The sequence below is a fragment of the Arthrobacter oryzae genome (assembly GCF_031454875.1).
Taxonomy (GTDB): domain Bacteria; phylum Actinomycetota; class Actinomycetes; order Actinomycetales; family Micrococcaceae; genus Arthrobacter; species Arthrobacter oryzae_D.
This window is the reverse complement of the sequence record NZ_JAVDRQ010000008.1, coordinates 238,506-255,121: the sequence shown is the minus strand read 5'-3', so window position 1 is coordinate 255,121 and position 16,616 is coordinate 238,506. Positions and strand designations below refer to the sequence as shown.

The 16,616-nt window shown below is 65.9% G+C and carries 17 protein-coding genes; 3 read left to right on the top strand and 14 right to left on the bottom strand.

Translation table 11 applies throughout. The features are described from left to right. Nucleotides 1-19 precede the first annotated feature (19 nt). Both rpmI and infC read right to left on the bottom strand, forming a co-directional pair. Nucleotides 20-214, bottom strand: a complete 195-nt coding sequence (gene rpmI, locus J2805_RS16165) for a 50S ribosomal protein L35 (protein ID WP_009358635.1) — start codon at nucleotides 212-214, stop codon at nucleotides 20-22. A 113-nt stretch (nucleotides 215-327) separates the two neighbouring features. Then, a complete protein-coding gene (gene infC / locus J2805_RS16160) occupies nucleotides 328-1,476 on the bottom strand; it encodes a translation initiation factor IF-3 (protein WP_309978050.1) in 1,149 nt (382 codons plus the stop codon). A 288-nt stretch (nucleotides 1,477-1,764) separates the two neighbouring features. Between infC and J2805_RS16155 the strand changes: the two genes are divergently transcribed. Next, on the top strand, nucleotides 1,765-2,163 hold the full coding sequence (locus J2805_RS16155; protein WP_309977957.1) for a DUF1844 domain-containing protein: 399 nt from the start codon (nucleotides 1,765-1,767) through the stop codon (nucleotides 2,161-2,163). 90 nt (nucleotides 2,164-2,253) lie between these two features. On the opposite strand, the gene J2805_RS16150 is transcribed toward J2805_RS16155, so the two are convergent. The 8 genes from J2805_RS16150 to J2805_RS16115 form a co-directional block, all read right to left on the bottom strand. Continuing rightward, complete coding sequence (locus J2805_RS16150; RefSeq protein WP_309977955.1) at nucleotides 2,254-3,552, bottom strand: MFS transporter; 1,299 nt, start codon at nucleotides 3,550-3,552, stop codon at nucleotides 2,254-2,256. 58 nt (nucleotides 3,553-3,610) lie between these two features. Further along, nucleotides 3,611-4,552, bottom strand: a complete 942-nt coding sequence (locus tag J2805_RS16145) for an SseB family protein (RefSeq protein WP_309977953.1) — start codon at nucleotides 4,550-4,552, stop codon at nucleotides 3,611-3,613. 16 nt (nucleotides 4,553-4,568) lie between these two features. Next, nucleotides 4,569-5,315 (bottom strand): bifunctional 1-(5-phosphoribosyl)-5-((5-phosphoribosylamino)methylideneamino)imidazole-4-carboxamide isomerase/phosphoribosylanthranilate isomerase PriA, encoded by a 747-nt coding sequence (gene priA / locus J2805_RS16140; RefSeq protein ID WP_309977951.1) that lies wholly within the window; start codon nucleotides 5,313-5,315, stop codon nucleotides 4,569-4,571. Nucleotides 5,316-5,370: 55 nt separating this feature from the next. Beyond that, nucleotides 5,371-5,529 carry a hypothetical protein gene (locus J2805_RS16135; RefSeq protein ID WP_309977949.1) on the bottom strand — a complete coding sequence of 53 codons (159 nt, stop codon included), beginning with the start codon at nucleotides 5,527-5,529 and terminating at the stop codon, nucleotides 5,371-5,373. Further along, nucleotides 5,530-6,303 (bottom strand): imidazole glycerol phosphate synthase subunit HisH, encoded by a 774-nt coding sequence (gene hisH, locus J2805_RS16130; RefSeq protein WP_309977947.1) that lies wholly within the window; start codon nucleotides 6,301-6,303, stop codon nucleotides 5,530-5,532. After that, nucleotides 6,300-6,926 (bottom strand): imidazoleglycerol-phosphate dehydratase HisB, encoded by a 627-nt coding sequence (gene hisB, locus J2805_RS16125; RefSeq protein ID WP_104172458.1) that lies wholly within the window; start codon nucleotides 6,924-6,926, stop codon nucleotides 6,300-6,302. The genes hisH and hisB overlap by 4 nt, the downstream gene beginning before the upstream one ends. A gap of 91 nt (nucleotides 6,927-7,017) precedes the next feature. Then, nucleotides 7,018-8,136 (bottom strand): histidinol-phosphate transaminase, encoded by a 1,119-nt coding sequence (locus tag J2805_RS16120; RefSeq protein ID WP_309977946.1) that lies wholly within the window; start codon nucleotides 8,134-8,136, stop codon nucleotides 7,018-7,020. Between the two features lie 83 nt (nucleotides 8,137-8,219). After that, nucleotides 8,220-8,672, bottom strand: a complete 453-nt coding sequence (locus tag J2805_RS16115; protein ID WP_396134383.1) for a LysM peptidoglycan-binding domain-containing protein — start codon at nucleotides 8,670-8,672, stop codon at nucleotides 8,220-8,222. A gap of 335 nt (nucleotides 8,673-9,007) precedes the next feature. Here J2805_RS16115 and lexA point away from each other — a divergent pair, with 335 nt between their 5' ends. Further along, entirely contained in the window at nucleotides 9,008-9,757 is a 750-nt protein-coding gene (gene lexA, locus J2805_RS16110) for a transcriptional repressor LexA (protein ID WP_309977945.1), read from the top strand. Nucleotides 9,758-9,854: 97 nt separating this feature from the next. Here lexA and J2805_RS16105 read toward each other — a convergent pair whose 3' ends face one another. Beyond that, nucleotides 9,855-11,912 (bottom strand): ATP-dependent DNA helicase, encoded by a 2,058-nt coding sequence (locus J2805_RS16105; RefSeq protein WP_309977944.1) that lies wholly within the window; start codon nucleotides 11,910-11,912, stop codon nucleotides 9,855-9,857. Then, nucleotides 11,905-13,473: a GTPase HflX gene (hflX, locus tag J2805_RS16100; protein ID WP_309977943.1), complete on the bottom strand. Its 1,569-nt coding sequence runs from the start codon at nucleotides 13,471-13,473 to the stop codon at nucleotides 11,905-11,907. The genes J2805_RS16105 and hflX overlap by 8 nt, the downstream gene beginning before the upstream one ends. A 556-nt stretch (nucleotides 13,474-14,029) precedes the next feature. Here hflX and J2805_RS16095 point away from each other — a divergent pair. Beyond that, entirely contained in the window at nucleotides 14,030-14,644 is a 615-nt protein-coding gene (locus J2805_RS16095; RefSeq protein ID WP_309977942.1) for a class I SAM-dependent methyltransferase, read from the top strand. Here J2805_RS16095 and dapF read toward each other — a convergent pair. Further along, a complete protein-coding gene (dapF, locus tag J2805_RS16090) occupies nucleotides 14,625-15,569 on the bottom strand; it encodes a diaminopimelate epimerase (protein ID WP_309977941.1) in 945 nt (314 codons plus the stop codon). The two genes, J2805_RS16095 and dapF, sit on opposite strands and share 20 nt — an antisense overlap. An 84-nt stretch (nucleotides 15,570-15,653) precedes the next feature. Further along, the gene (gene miaA / locus J2805_RS16085; protein ID WP_396134382.1) at nucleotides 15,654-16,616 is read right to left on the bottom strand and encodes a tRNA (adenosine(37)-N6)-dimethylallyltransferase MiaA; all 963 of its coding nucleotides are present in this window, start codon (nucleotides 16,614-16,616) and stop codon (nucleotides 15,654-15,656) included.

The following is a 16,616-nucleotide window of genomic DNA, read 5'->3' as shown; positions in this document are numbered from 1 at the left end:
CAGTCAGAGAACTTGGAACTTAGATGCCGAGCATCTTCCGGATGACCTTGGCGTCGCCCTTGAAGACGATCTTGTCGCCGGCGAGGCGACGGGTCAGCCTGGAGGACTTGTGCTCGAGGTAGTGGCGGCGGTTGGCCTGCTGGCGGCGCAGCTTGCCGCTGCCGGTCAGCTTGAAGCGCTTCTTAGCACCACTGTGGGTCTTCATCTTCGGCATGGGAACCGATCTCCTTACGTATCCGCAGACATGTCTGCAGTCTTTCGTGCAGCCACCCCTGCGGGCGGCGTGCTGGTTGCTTGCTGCGCGAAGGCACTTCGCGCAGCTTTGAACTAGTTGGTCTTCTTGCTGCCCGGCTTGGGAGCGGCCGGCCGTGCTGCAGGCTTGGGCGCTGCGGGCCGTGCTACCGGCTTGGGCGGCGGCGCGGGCACTCCGGCAGGCTTCGGCGCCGCAGGGGCGGCCGCAGCAGGCCTCGGCGCTTCAGGCGCCTTGGCTACAACCGGCTTGCTGACCGCGGGACGCGGTGCTTCTGCAGCCTTGGGGGCTTCGCGTTTCGGCGCTGCCTGCTTCGCTACCTTGGGAGCCTCCTGCTTCGGAGCCTCCTGCTTGGGAGCTTCCTGCTTCGGAGCCTCCTGCTTGGGTGCTTCTGCAGCCGGAGCTTCCTTGGCCGGAGCCTCGGCTTCCTGAGCGGCTTCAACAGGCGCCTCAGGTGCTTCAGACTGTGCCGGAGCTTCGATTTCCGGCTCCGTGGTGATGGCGAAACCTTCCGGAAGGAGGTCAGCCAGCGACTGCGTCAGCGGTGCCTGGTCGTCGCCGGAGACATCGATGCGGCCGCCGCCCGTAGCTTTCGCTTCGTTCTGGGCTTTTGCTTCAGCGCGCTGTGTTGCACGGCGCGCTTCGGCCTTGGCTTCAGCCTTGTTCTTGAGCGGACCCACAACCATGACCATGTTGCGGCCGTCGATGCGGGGGCTGGACTCGACAACACCAACTTCGGCGACGTCGTCGGCGAAGCGCTGGAGCAGGCGGATGCCCATTTCCGGACGCTGCTGCTCGCGGCCGCGGAACTGGATCATGGCCTTGACCTTGTCCCCGGCGCCGAGGAAGCGGAGGGCGTGGCCGCGCTTGGTCTCGTAGTCGTGGGTGTCGATCTTCAGCCGGAATCGGATTTCCTTCAGAACCGTGTTGGTCTGGTTCTTCCGGGCCTCGCGTGCCTTGACGGCGGCTTCGTACTTGTACTTGCCGAAGTCCATCAGCTTGCACACCGGAGGCTTGGCCTGCGGTGCAACTTCAACGAGATCAAGGTCGGACTCGGCAGCCAAACGCAGGGCATCCTCAATACGGACGATTCCTACCTGTTCGCCTGCAGGGCCGACCAGCCGCACCTCGGGGACGCGGATACGCTCATTGATTCTTGGCTCGCTAATGTTAGAACTCCTGTGGTTGAGGTGAGTATTCCACCGGCAAATAGAGAAGGCCCCCAATTGCCGGAGCAATCGAAGGCCTCGAAGGTCGGATGTACCGCGCCTCCGGGGAGGCTGTACGCGCTCCACCCGGCTGACGCCGCAGTGGAATGCCCGACCAGGTACCCGGCAACCTTGCTTCCGCTGGAAATTGCTTCCAGGGAAATCGGCTGACGCGGGTGGGAGAGAACTCCGCTTGCAAACTGAAAATCAATTCTACAGAAGAACCCCGAATGCTGCACATTGGCAGCCACGAGTTTCACATAGCAAAATAACGACATTCAGTCGGTCTGTGACAAGCTTACCAGTATGAGCACTTCAGACAGTAATTCACACGTTTTCGAGCCCTCCACCGGCGAGGCAAGCGGCCGGGAACAGGTGTCGCAGCAGATCCGCGATATCTCCGAGGTCCCCGCCATCGAGGTCATCACCACAGCCGCTGTGCACCTCATGAGCGCCTCGGCCGTTAAGCTCGGCCTGGCCGCAGAGGACAACGCCGAAGAGCTTAAGGACTTGGACGAGGCCCGCAAGCTGATCACGGCGCTGGCCGGACTGGTGACCGCTGCCGCGCCGGAGATCGGTTCCCAGCACGCCGGTCCGTTGCGCGATGGGCTCCGCTCCCTGCAGCTGGCCTTCCGGGAAGAGTCGATTATTCCGGACGCTCCGGGCAAGGGGCCGGGCGAAAAATACACTGGGCCGGTTAACTAGCCGGTTCACAGGCAAGCAGCACGCGACGGCGGGCGGACCAGGCAAGGGTCCGCCCGCCGTCGTCGTTTGACGCCCCTTTCAAAGTCCGCTTCAGGCTGCCACTCCCCGGCGACGGCGCTGGTGCTGTAGTACCAGGCCCAGGAGGCACAGAACGACGCCGGCGGTTCCCACCGAAACAAATCCGGCGGAGGGACCGATCCCGTCGATAAACACGCCGGCAAGCGGAGCACCCAGCGCGACTCCGGCGGTGAGCGCCGACCCGTACCAGCCCATGGCCTCCCCGCGGCGCCCCTCCTCCACGAGTTCCGCCACCTTTTCCGAGGCAGAGGAAAGGACCGGCGCGCACAGCAGCCCCGGCAGCAGCGAAAGCAGGCAAAGCGTCAGGGTGTCCTGGGCGAAACCCATCGGAATGGTCAGGGCGGCCATGCCGAGCAACAGGAGGATCGGGGAAACCGGCCGGTGCATGGCGCCGTAGAGGATCCCGCCGACAACGGAGGCCGCACACCAGAAGACAAAGACGAGGCCGATCTCCGACTGGCGCCCGCCGGTCTCCAATGCGGCCACAATGCCCACATCCGTGCCGCTGAGCACCATCCCGGCGCCCGCAGCCACCGCAAAGACCGCAGCTACCGCTGCGGTGAACCAGGCAAAGTTGTGGGCCACCTTGTCACGCAGGCCCGAACGCCGACGTCCGGCGGCCGCCGGCGCGAGTTCCGCTGCAGCTTCCTGCAGATGCGCCGGAGCTGCCGCAACCACAGCTACCTCGGCGCCTTCCCGCTGGTCGGCTTCGTAGTCCCCATCGGGCTCTGCACTGCGGGTGGGAGGGTTGAACCACATCAGGAAGAGTCCGGCCACTGACGTGGAGACACCCACCACAGTGAGTCCGATGACCGAGTAGCCGGTGGTGGCAACAATGGCGCCGGCCGCGGGGCCGATCATAAAGACCAGCTCCGTGGTGATCGCGTCCAAGGCGAATGCCGTGCGCCGCTGATCGCCGTTTACCAGCACACCAAGGGACTGGCGCACCACGCTGAAGATGGGCAGGGTGAGCAGTCCACCGACGAATACCAAAGCCAGCAGCCATTCGTACGGAACGTGCGGCACAACGGACCAGATAACGGCCTCGGAGATCACGGAGGGAATCAGGGCCCTGCGAAGGCCCGCGGTGTCAACCCGGCGGCCGCGCCAAGGCGCGCCGACGGCGATGCCGATGGTCATGACGGCAGCCGCTGCACCGGCGGCGGCATATCCCTCACCGAGGGTGAGGACGATGTGCAGCGTCAGCAGCACGCCCGCTGCCGAGTGCGGTATGCGGGCTATCATTCCCACGATCAGCAGCCGCCGCACGGGCTTGATGGCCAGGAGCTCTTTGTAGAGAGCGAAATTCACGGGTTACGTCCTTTATCCTGCCTGCGGCAAGGCCGGGATCTGTCCCCCTTGCCGCCGGCTACTCTGCTGCGCGCTGCAACTTTACCTCGATCGAGTCAACGCGCTCGGCGAACACCGCATTCCGGGACCACTCAGCGTTCAGGCCTGCCACGATTGACTGGACACCGGCCGCGTCCAGGCCGTCTTCCAGATACAGCACCACCCTGAGTTCCGGGCCAGGGCCGCCTCCGGGGACTACGGCTCCGCTTGCGGTGGCCGAGGCCACCCCGCCGCCCGGCTGGAGTTCAACACGCCTTACCGGAGGATAAGCCGCCGATGCCTCCCCCATGGCCTGGGCAAGCTCCGGATCCGCGTAGGACGGCAGCCATTCACGCTGCTGCGCGAGGGCCCAGACAGCAGGCCGGCGGACAACGAACGTGTACTCCGAGCCGGGGTCCAGGACCAGGAGTTCCGCGCCTTCAGCCACGGCGGACAGTGCCGCCCTGGCGGCATACACTGCCACCGGGCGGGCTTCCGGATGCCACGATGCCAACGCCGCAGCCGATGTGAACACCGGCATCGCCGTCCGCCCGTCCGGGGCCTTGAGTGTCACAAGCGCCATGTCCGCCTGCTTGTCCCCGTGCAGGGTGTCCCCGTGCTGCCCGTCACTGTGCGGCTTTGCCACGGCTTCGCCTTCTTCGGCTAGCTGGGCAACGATGGGAACGAACACCCGGGCCGCGGCCAGCGATGCGACCACGGCCGCCTCGTCGCCTGCAGCCGAACGGAGTGCCGCAACAGCGGCGAGGTAACCGGCGTCGGCCGCGCCGTCGTCGTCCTCGAAGTTGTGGATCTTCGCGTCATCACCGGCGAGGCTGCGGCCTGCCCAGGGTTGCCCGGCTGAGTCCGTGGCACCGCCGGATCCGGCAAGCGCGGCGGCAATGTGGCCCGGCAGCTGCCGGGATGCGTGCGGCAATGAAGGCTGCTCATCCAAAGGTTGCCGGTCCGAAGGTCGCTGATCCATGGTGGCTGCTGCCGGCCTAGCGGCGGCCTGCTACGTCCAGCGCTTCCGGCAGCGTAAAGGCTCCGGCGTACAGCGCCTTGCCGACGATCGCGCCTTCCACGCCCAGGGGAACGAGGGAGCGCAGGACCTTGAGGTCTTCCAGGCTGGAGATGCCGCCGGAGGCCACAACCGGCTTACCGGTCTTCTCCACCATCTGGCGGAGAAGTTCCACGTTGGGGCCCTGAAGCGTGCCGTCCTTGGTGACGTCGGTAACCACGTAGCGTGTGCAGCCGGCTTCTTCCAGCCGCGCCAGCACGTCCCACAGGTCGCCGCCTTCCTTGGTCCAGCCGCGGCCCGCCAGGGTGGTTCCGCGCACGTCGAGGCCGACGGCGATCCTGTCGCCAAAGCGGTCGATGGCGCGGGCCGTCCACTCGGGGTTTTCCAGGGCGGCAGTGCCCAGGTTCACGCGGGCAACGCCCAGGTCCAAGGCCTTTTCGAGCGACTCGTCATCGCGCAGGCCGCCGGAGAGCTCCACCTTGATGTCCAGCCGGCCCACTACTTCGCGGAGCAGCTCGGCGTTCGAGCCGCGGCCAAAGGCTGCGTCAAGGTCCACCAGATGCACCCATTCGGCACCCTGTTCCTGCCAGTTCAGCGCAGCTTCCAGCGGAGTGCCGTAGCTCGTTTCGCTGCCGGCTTCGCCCTGGACGAGGCGGACGGCCTGGCCGTTCACGACGTCGACGGCGGGCAGCAGTTCCAGTACGGGCAGCGGCGTTTCGGTGGTCATCTTCGGGTCCTCAGGTTGTAGTGAAGCTGCGATGGATCGGGAGGTGCCGGCCGGGCTAGTTCGCCGGCAGGGTAAGCAGGGAGGCGGCCAGCAGCGCCATTCCGGCCAGTACGTAGAAAACGATCTGGGTCCAGAGCGGTTTATGCTGCTGGCGGAAGGACAGGGCCCCGCCGACCAGGATGCCGGCGAGGGCCATCAGGACAATCGACCACATCTAGGCGGCCGGTCCCGTAGCGGCAGGGGTTGTCGGCGCGTCTGTTTGTGGAACGTCGCCCTTGCCGCGGCGCAGGCCGTTGACCCAGTTGCGAAGCAGCCGGGCACCGGCGTCGCCGGATTTTTCGGGGTGGAACTGGGTGGCGCACAACGGTCCGTTCTCCACGGCGGCGATGAACGGTGCGCCGTGCTCGGACCACGTGACGAGCGGCGCTGCCATGCGCGGCTGGATGACATCGAAGTCCCATTCCTGCACACCGTAGGAGTGCACGAAGTAGAACCGTTCGTTTTCGACGCCGTCGAAGAGCCTGGACCCTTCCGGAACCTTCACGGTGTTCCAGCCCATGTGGGGAACCACTTCGGCAGGCAGCAGCTCCACCTTGCCGGGCCACTCCCCCATGCCTTCGGCTTCAGTCCCGTGCTCCACGCCGGCCTCGAACAGCACCTGGAGGCCTACGCAGATGCCAAGCACGGGGCGGCCGCCGGCGACGCGTCGGCCGATCATCCGGATGGCGTCCACAGCTTTGAGTTCGCGCATGACCGTTTCGAAGGCTCCCACGCCGGGGACCAGGAGTCCGTCAGCATTCAGGACATCCTCCGGCTTGGCGCTGAGGATGACTTCAGCGCCCGCGCGCTCGAGGGCACGGACGGCCGAGCGGACGTTGCCGGAACCGTAGTCCAGTACGGTAACGGTGGGTTTACCTTCCGGAGACGCGGGCTTCGCGGTCGCCGCAGGATCCACGATCGCCCCGCCCTGAAGGATCGGGCCGGTCACAGCGCGCCCTTGGTGGAGGGGATGCCTTCAACGCGGGGATCCGGTTCCACTGCTGCGCGCAGCGCACGCGCGAAGGCCTTGAACTGAGCCTCCACAATGTGGTGCGGGTCCCGGCCAGCAATAACGTTCATGTGCAGGCAGATCCCGGCGTGCAGGGTGATCGCTTCGAAGACGTGGCGGGTCAGGGAACCCGTGAAGTGTCCGCCGATCAGGTGGTATTCCTGGCCTGCGGGCTCGCCGCCGTGCACAAGGTACGGGCGCCCGGAAACGTCAACCACAGCGTGCGCCAGGGCTTCATCGAGCGGAACAGTGGCCTCGCCGAACCGGCGGATCCCGGCCTTGTTGCCCAGGGCCGTCCGCAGCACCTCACCAAACGTGATGGCTACGTCCTCCACGGTGTGGTGGACGTCGATGTGGATGTCACCGGTCGCCTTGACCGTCATGTCGATGAGCGAGTGCTTGCACAGGGCTGTCAGCATGTGGTCGTAGAACGGAACCGAGGTGCTGATGTCCGAGACGCCCGTGCCGTCAAGGTTGATCTCGACCAGCACGGACGATTCGCTCGTGGCACGCTCCATGCGTGCGGTCCGGGCCTCGGCAGCAATGGATCCGGTGGTGCTCATGTGTTGTGTCCTTTGGATGAAGGAGAAGTACTCTCCGGGGTGCCGGGTGGTGAGGACCGGGCTCCCCGGAGACGTGGGGTCTGGTTCCAGTTTAGGCCGGGACGCTGGGCTGTCCGGTCAGGATCAATTCGAGCGCTTCCAGGAACGCTGTGGTTTCCGTCTCAGTGCCGGCCGTGACGCGCAGGTGGCCGGGGATCCCCACATCGCGGATCAGGACCCCGGCGTCCAGCAGCCCCTGCCAGACTTCGTGCGGGTTCTCCAGGCCACCGAAGAAGACGTAGTTGGAATCGGACGCGGCGGGCTTCAGGCCCATCCGCGTCAGCTCCGTGACAATCCGGTCGCGCTGCCGTTTGATGTCCTCGACGTCGGCCATGAGGGCCTCGCGGTGGGTCAGCGCGGCCAGGGCGGTGGCCTGGGTGATGGCGGACAGGTGGTACGGCAGCCGGACCAGACGCAGTGCATCAGTAACTTCGGGGGCGGCTGCCATGTAGCCCAGCCGCGCTCCGGCAAGGGCAAAGGCCTTGCTCATGGTGCGGGACACGATCAGGCGTTCACGGCCGGGAAGGAGGGTGAGTGCGCTCGGCGTGCCGTCGTGGGCGAATTCGTGGTAGGCCTCGTCAACGATCACCACGGTCTGGCTGGCTTCTCCGGCGGCATAGACAGCCTCGACCACGTCCAGCCCCAGGCCGGTGCCGGTGGGATTGTTGGGTGAGCACAGGAAGACGACATTAGGCTGAAGTTCCTTGACCTGCCGCGCCGCCGATTCGGCGCTGAGGCCGTAGTCGTCGGCCCGCTGGCCAACGATGTATCCGGTGTCCGTCCCGCTCGCCAGGAGGGGGTACATGGAGTACGTGGGAGGGAAGCCCAGGGCGGTGCGTCCCGGCCCACCGAATGCCTGCAGAATCTGCTGAAGCACTTCGTTGGATCCGTTGGCCGCCCAGATGTTCTCGGCTGCCAGGCCGTGGCCAAGGTATTCTGCGAGGCGCTCACGGAGTTCGGTGAACTCACGGTCCGGATAGCGGTTGAGTCCCGCAGCTGCGGCGGTCACGGCCTGGGAAATGGCCGCGAGGACATCCGCTGGAACGCCATGGGTGTTTTCGTTGACGTTGAGCAGGATGGGAACGTCCAGCTGCGGCGCTCCATAGGGGGTGAGGCCCCGCAGGTTGGTCCGGAGGGGAAGTCGATTCAGGCGCTCTAGCTGGTCAGTCACTTCAACAGTTTAAGTGAGGGTGGCCGGGCCACTGAAACTGTGACGCCTCCAGGCCGCCCGCCCGGGCCCAGACGGGGTTTGCCTTACTTCGAGGGTACAAAGATCTGCTGGCCCGGCATGACCTTGCCACCGTCGAGGTTGTTGAGCTGGACAATGTCGGCCACCACATCCCGGGGATCACGCTGCGGCGCCACGGCCCCTGCAATTCCCCACAGGGACTCCCCCGGCTGGACCGTGACCGACACCGTGGGCGTCAGCGACAGCTCGGACACGGAATCTGCCGCCTTGGCCGGCGAGTTCAGGAAGCCGGCCAGTGAAATGAGCACCACGGCCAGCAGGACGAGTGGGAGCCCCACCAGCACGATGCGGCCCCTGCGGGTCAGGCGGAGCGGCGGCTGGGAGGCCTTGGCCGTTCCGGCGGGACGGTCCTCCCACCGGAAGCCCTGCATCCCTGAGCCTTGGTCTACCCGGCCGCTGGAACGCTGTTCCTTCGAACGCTGATGAGCCGAACCCTGAATAGCGCTTGTTGCTGACATGAACTGAGCCCTCCTGGACCTGACTGTGCCGCCCGGCATGTTCCCGAATGCCATCCGCACGTCTCCCGCTCTTTCGAACATAAGACCGAATGGGGCTTTCGACTTTCGACTAGAACACATATTCGAACTTTGCTGGTTCTGTTCTAGCACTTATTAACGAACATTGTCGAGACTCACTAGAACAAATGTTTGAAAAACGTGTGAGGCTGGCCTACGTTTGAGCTACAGAACAACCACTTCTGCAGTTGATCAGCAGGGTCTGACATTTTTCAGGCCGGAAGTTCCCGGCAGCTGCAGCCACGGAGGCCGGGTGGAACGGAAAGGCGTTGGCGAACATGGCAGCACAAGCCACCGGCGGCAGGGCTACCCAGCGGAGCCAGCAGTCACCAGCGAAGCCCAAGGGCCTCACGGTGCGGCAGAAGAAGATTCTGGAAACCATCCAGCGGTCCGTCAACGACAACGGCTATCCGCCGTCAATGCGTGAAATCGGCGATACCGTGGGCCTGGCCAGCCTCTCCAGCGTCACGCACCAGCTCTCACAGCTCGAGAAGCTCGGCTACCTCCGGCGTGACCCCAAGCGTCCGCGGGCCATGGAAGTGCTTATGCCCCTGACCCTGGACGAGGGAGCCGCCAAGATTTCCGGCGTGGAGAAGCCTGCCCGGCTGCGCACCATTGGCGGGTTGGCTGTTTCCGAGCTGGCCACGGCAACGGATACGGCCATGGTTCCCCTGGTGGGCCGGATCGCGGCAGGCGGCCCCATCCTGGCCGACCAGGTGGTTGAGGACGTCATGCCGCTGCCCCGGCAGCTCGTCGGTCACGGCGAACTTTTTATGCTGAAGGTATCCGGCGACTCCATGATTGACGCTGCAATCTGCGACGGAGACTGGGTTGTGGTCCGCCGGCAGAGCGACGCCGCCAACGGCGACATCGTGGCCGCCCTCCTGGATGACGAGGCCACGGTCAAGACGTTCCGCCAGCGTGACGGCCACACCTGGCTGCTGCCGCAGAACACGCAGTATGAGCCCATCCTTGGCGATCACGCCAACATCATGGGCAAGGTCGTTTCTGTTCTCCGCTCGCTGTAGCCGGCGGCCGCGATAACGCGGCCGCTCCAGCGTCGGCCGGCAGCCCGGTCGGCTGGCAGCCCGGCATGGCCCAGGCGCGGCCTACGCGGGGGCATTCCTACGCGGGAGCCTTCGCCAGCCGGCTCAGCGCCGCAACCGCGATCGCGGGATCGGTGGTCGGCCAGAACGGCGGCAGGGCGGCCCGGAGGAAGCCGCCGTAGCGTTCGGTGGACAGCCGGGAATCAAGGACAGCCACAACGCCTTTGTCCCCCGTGGAGCGGATCAGCCGGCCTGCCCCCTGGGCCAGCCGGATGGCTGCATGTGTGGCCGACACCGACATAAAACCGTTGCCGCCCGCCTGGGCCACTGCACGGGAGCGTGCCGTCATCAGGGGATCGTCGGGCCGCGGGAACGGAATCCGGTCGATGACCACCAGCCTGCATGAACCGCCCGGAACATCGACGCCCTGCCACAGGGACATCGTGCCGAACAGGCACGTGTCCGGTTCGTCGGCAAACTGCCGGACCAGGGCGGTCATGGTTGATTCGCCTTGGCAGAGGATGCTGACATCCAGGCGCGGCCGCATGGCCTCGGCTGCGTCCTCGGCGGCGCGCCGGGACGAAAAGAGGCACAGTGCCCCGCCGCCGGAGGCCCGGATAAGTTTCTCGAGCTCGTCCAGCGCTTCGGGTGACGTCCCGCGGCCCGGCTTCGGCAGGTGGCTGGCCACGTAGAGGATGCCCTGTTTTGGGTAGTCGAACGGGGAACCAACGTCCACGCCGGTCCAGCTGGGCGCCCTGGCCCCTACCAGGCCCAGCCCTCCCGCGGCCGGTTCGAAGGCGGATCCGATGGCGAGCGTGGCCGACGTGAGGACCACGGTATGGCCGGCAAATAGCCCGTCGCGCAGCTTCCCGGCCACACTCAGGGGGGCGATGTTGATCAGGGCCGGCGCGGCGTCGTCCGGCTGCGAGTAGCCCTGCTGCGGGTCAAAGGTGCTTGCCCGCGAGAACCAGACCACCTCGCGGTTTTCCCGGGCGGCAATCAGGCGCTCACACAGCTCAAGGATGACCATGAGGCGGGACCGCGCCAGCTGCCGCCCCCCGTCGGCGGTGTTGGAGCTGTCCCCTTTCGAGTCGGAAAGAGCGGCGCGGCAAGCTTCCCGCAGCTGGTCCACACAGTCGAGCTGTTCGTCGTTGAGGCCGTTGGGCAGGAGTCCGGAGGGAACGCCGGCGATGGCCAGCTCGAGGTTGGCGGCCGCGTTGTTGAGCGCGTCCACGGTGATGCCGGTGTTCTTGCGGGCACCCGACGCGGCAGCGTGGACCATGGCCACGGACAGCTGGCCGGAGACCGCCCCCGTTACCCTGTCCTGCAGCTCGTGGGCCTCGTCAACCACCACCACATCGTACTCAGGCAGCACGGCGAGGCCTTCGAAGGCACTGACGGCCAGCATGGCGTGGTTGGTGACCACAACGTCGGCATCGGCCGCGTTCTGCCGGGCCAGTTCGCTGAAGCACTCGGCAGCCATGGGGCATTTCTGCGCTCCAAGGCATTCCATCGATGTCACGGACACCTGCCGCCAGGCACGGTCCGTCACACCGGGCATCAGCTCGTCGCGGTCCCCCGAAGCCGTCTTCTCGGCCCACTCGCGGAGCCGGACCACTTCCTTACCCAGCTGCGACGCAGGGCCGCCCAACGACGCGGCAAAGTGCGGGACGCTGGTGTCCTCTCCCAGCGAGAAGAGCTGTCCCTCCGACGGCTCCTCGGACGGGAACCCGCCGTCGAGCTTGTGCCGGCAAACGTAGTTGGACCTGCCCTTGACCAGTGCCACCTTCACGGGACGGTCAAGGGCCGGAGTGATGGTTTCCAGCAGTCTCGGCAGGTCCCTGCCCACGATCTGCGTCTGCAGGGCCAGGGTGGCCGTGGAGACGAGGGTGGGTTTGTCGCTGACCAGTGAATGGGCAATCAACGGAATGAGGTACGCCAGGGACTTGCCGGTGCCCGTCCCGGCCTGGACCAGCAGGTGGTCGCCGCTGTCGATAGCGCGCGCCACCTGCCGGGCCATCTCGTGCTGGCCGCTGCGGCTCTGCCCGCCCATACCGGAAACTGCCCGGTCGAGCAGCTCGATGACGAACTGCTCGCCGGCAGTGCCGCTGGTTTCTCCAGCCCCGGGATCAGACATTGCTGATGAAGGATTCCAGTTCAGAGGCGAGCCCCTCGCGCACCATGACGAGGGCACGGGTGCCCGCTTCCTCGTGCTCAAGGCGAAGGATCTCGGCGTCCGCTTCGTGAAGCTTACTGATCAGGTCCCCGCGGTGGTAGGGAATTAGCAGTTCCATCTTGACGCTTGGCCGCGGGATGGACTCGCTGATTGCTTTCAGGAGCTCGGCGATGCCCTGGCCCGTCCGCGCGGACACCACCACATGGCGTGGTTCGCGCTGCTTCAGACGTTCCACCACGAACGGATCCGCGGCATCAGCCTTGTTCAGCACGATGATTTCCGGGACCTTGCGCGCGTCCACTTCGCTGAACACGGAACGGACCGCGGCGATCTGGCCTTCCGGATCCGGATGCGAAACATCCACCACGTGCAGGATGAGGTCCGCATCCGCCACTTCCTCCAGGGTGGAGCGGAAGGCTTCCACCAGCTGGGTGGGAAGGGAACGGACGAATCCCACGGTGTCGGCCAGGGTGTAGCCGAGGCCGTCGGCAGTTTCCGCCTTACGGACGGTTGGATCGAGTGTCGCAAACAGGGCGTTCTCCACCAGGACACCGGCGTCGGTCAGCCGGTTGAGGAGGGAGGATTTTCCGGCGTTCGTGTACCCCGCGATGGCAACAGACGGCACGGAATTACGACGGCGGTTGGCCCGCTTCGTTTCCCGCGCCGGCTTCATGGCCGCGATTTCACGCCGCAACTTGGCCATCCGCGTGCGGATCCTGCGCCGGTCCAGTTCGATCTTTGTTTCACCGGGGCCACGTGAGCCCATACCGGCACCGGCGCCGCCCACCTGGCCACCGGCCTGGCGGGACATTGATTCGCCCCAGCCGCGCAGGCGCGGAAGCAGGTACTCAAGCTGAGCCAGCTCCACTTGCGCCTTGCCTTCGCGGCTCTTGGCGTGCTGGGCGAAGATGTCCAGGATCAGGGCCGTTCGGTCGATGACCTTGACCTTCACGATGTCTTCAAGGCCGCGCCGCTGTGAGGGTGCCAGCTCGGCATCCACCACCACGGTGTCGGCGCCCGTGGACATCACGATGTCCTTGAGTTCCAGGGCCTTGCCGGCCCCCAGGAAGGTACCGGGATCGGGCTTGGCCCGGCGCTGGACGAGGCCGTCGAGGACTTCCGAGCCGGCGGTTTCGGCCAGCGCTGCGAGTTCACGCAGTGAGTTCTCGGCATCCGCCAGGGTTCCCTCGGACCAGAGACCGGCCAGGACCACGCGTTCGAGGCGCAGCTGCCGGTATTCAACCTCAGTGACGTCTTCGAGTTCGGTGGACAGGCCTGCCGTGCGTCGCAGGGCCCGGCGTTCTTCAAGGTCCTGCTGGTCCCCGTCGAAAATGCTGTGTTCGCTGTCCTGGCGGGAAATCGCCTGGGCCGAACCCAACACTCCGCGTGAATCCTCCGCGGCGGATGTGGCGGAGCGGGCAGGGACATCCTTGGACAGAATCCGGTCGATGACAGCCTGGATTTCCTCAGGACTCATGTCCTGGGAGGCTGAATCTGATCCGGTGTTGGGCTGGTTGGTCATGTTCTCCTTTGAAGATTCGACACCTTCAGAATAATGCTGATTACTTGTCTGCGGGGCGGTATTCGCGCTGGGCTGACGGCTGTTGGTCATTCGGGCTCCTGGATGCCGGCGGCTGCGGGGCAGCGGGCGGCGGTGTGGACGATGTGGCGCAGGCGGCGGCCTGGTTGGCAGGATGCCGCTGCGAAGGATGCTCTGGCGTCAGTGACACCGGAAGATTCAGCGGACGGTCTTCCGCACGGAAGGTGTCCCCACGGGGGACTGTTCACGGGCGGGCGCCGTCCGGATGACAGGATTCGGCTGGCAAGCTTGGGATGACATGGTTCAAATGATCAGCATTGCTGGACTCCAAGTAGTACGGGCAGCACGTCCGGCCGGACAATCACGGCAGGACGGCGCACTGAGCGGAAGGTGATTACCTGCGTCGCTGCGGGACGGGCCAGGGCCCGCGCCGGCTACTCAAAGATCAAGAACATGGATTAAAGATTAGCAGACCGGATTCCTCATCCCGTTCCCCCGCGTTTCCCATCCGCGCCCGGGACAACTAATCTGGCGAGTTATGGAGTCTGCACACTATTTCAGCGCCCAGCCCGCCGGGCCGTTCACCCGCAAGCCGCTAACCGTGGAGCTTGCCGGTGAAACCCGCAAGCTGCAGACTTCCAGCGGCATTTTCAGCCCGGACGGGATCGACAAGGGTACGGCCGTCCTGCTGGCCGAAGCGCCGGCTCCGTCACCGCAGGGCAACCTGCTGGACATCGGCTGCGGCTGGGGTCCTATCGCCCTGACCTTGGCCCTCCGGGCCCCGCACGCGCACGTCTATGCCGTGGATGTGAATGAGCGCTGCGTCGCACTCACCAACGAAAACGCCGGTCTGCTGGGACTGAAGAACGTCACCGCAAGCCTGCCTGATGATGTCGATCCCGGTCTCCGGTTCGACACGATCTGGTCCAATCCCCCCATCCGGATAGGCAAGGACGAACTTCACTCCCTGCTGCTCCTGTGGCTGCCGCGGCTGGCCCCGGGCGGCTCCGCCTGGCTGGTGGTCCAAAAGAACCTTGGTTCGGATTCGCTGCAGCGCTGGCTGGGCGCGGAACTGGACAGCAGCTTCACGGTGACTCGGGAGAGCACCTCGAAGTCGTTCAGGATCCTTCGGGTCAGGAAAGCGTCCCACTAGCCACGATTACGGCCGGACCGCTGAGTTCCACATGCTCGTGGCCTTCCGGCCCCGGAAAGAACTTAACGCCGACGACGCCGCCGGGTACGTTTACGTTCCAGGCATCCGGAGCGCCTTGGCCCGCCCAGTGACGGATGGCAACGGCCGCGGCGCAGGCACCGGTGCCGCAGGACTGCGTCTCCCCCACTCCGCGTTCGTGGACGCGCATGGTGACTGTCCCCACGCCGTCGTGCACCAAAGGTTCGGACGGGACGACGAACTCGACATTGGTGCCGTTGGCCGGCTTCGGGTCAACGTGCGGGGCCTTGAAGAGCTGCGTTGCCTCAAGTTCGCTGAGCTCTGCCAGGGCCACTACGGTGTGCGGGTTCCCCATGCTGACGGACAGCGCCGGCCGCGGCACTTCCAGGCCGTCGGCCGTCACGAGCGAGTCCATGGCCCGCGCAGTGGCCTCTCCCGGGAAAATGAACTCCCAGGGCCCCATGTCCACGGCGTAGCCGTTCTCGGTCCGCACGACCGTTTTGACGCCGCCTCGCGTGCCGATGGTCAGGGCATCGCCGGCGTCCAGCCGTACCAGGCCTTCGGCGATGAGGAAGTGAACGAAGACCCGCACGCCGTTGCCGCACATTTCCGAGAGGGAGCCGTCGCCGTTGCGGTAGTCCATGAACCACTCGGCGTCGGGGTGCACCGCCTGCAGTTCGCGGCCTTCCGGAAGATAGCGTGAGGGCACAGCGCGGATCAGCCCGTCGCCGCCTATTCCGCGGTGGCGGTCACAGAGCTCCGCGACCTGCTCGGGCGCAATGGGCCACGTTCCCGTGGGGTCAGCAACAAGCACGAAATCATTGCCGGTGCCGTGGCCCTTGGAGAAGGCCAGGCCGCTCAGCCCCTGGAGGGTGCGGTCAGGGGCGGGTGCAAGTGTTTCGTCCATGGTTCAAGATTACCGTTACGGGAGGACTGGCCCGAAAACGGTACGCCGGCGCAGGAAGTGTTCCGGGCCGGGATGTGCGGCGGCTCAGCGGCAGACAGCTGCGGCTTTGTCCACCAGGTCCGGGTCCTGCCAGTCGAGCCAGGTGATGCGGGGATCGGCCCTGAACCAGGTGAGCTGCCGACGGGCGAACTTGCGTGTGGCCGCGATGGTGTCTTCAGTGGCCTGCCCGGCGTCCCATTCACCGTCGAGTACTTTGAGGAACTGGGAATAGCCCAGTGCACGGGACGCAGTTTTGCCGTCCCTCAGCCCTGCCGCGTCCAGCCGCTGCACTTCGGCCTGAAGCCCGTTGGCTACCATGCTGTGAACGCGGCGGGCCAGCCTGTCCTTCAGGAGCTCCCGGTCCACCTCGAGCCCGATCTGGACCGCCGGCTGGAAGTACTCCCGGTCCGGCATGAAGGAGCTGAACGGGCGCCCCGTCAGCTCGAAGACCTCCAAGGCGCGGACCACCCTGCGGGCGTCTCCCAGCCGGGCGGCGGATATCGGGTCGACGGCTTCCAGCCTGACGCGCAGCGAAGCCAGCCCCGCGGCGTCTGCCTCGGCTTCGAGGCGGTGCCTGATGTCAGGATCGGTGCCGGGAAACTCGAGCACGTCCAACGCAGCGCGGACGTACAAGCCGGATCCGCCGACGAGGATGGCCCGCTTGCCCCGGTGATGGATATCGGCGATGGCCGCGCGCGCCTCCCGCTGGAAGTCGGACACGCTGGCTTCCTGGGTGACGTCGAGGGTGTCCAGAAGGTGGTGCCGGACTCCCCTGCGCTCTTCCGCCGTGACCTTGGCTGTGCCGATGTCCATGCCCCGGTAGAACTGCATGGCGTCCGCATTGATGACTTCGCCGTCCAGTTCCAGCGCCAGTGCCACGGCGAGGTCCGATTTCCCGGAGCCGGTGGGGCCGACCACGGCAATAACAGGGGGTTGTCCGGCATCGGCTGCGCGCGACCCGGCCGGGGGCACACGTCCTTCCTGGCCGTTCGCTGCGGGGCTGGCCAT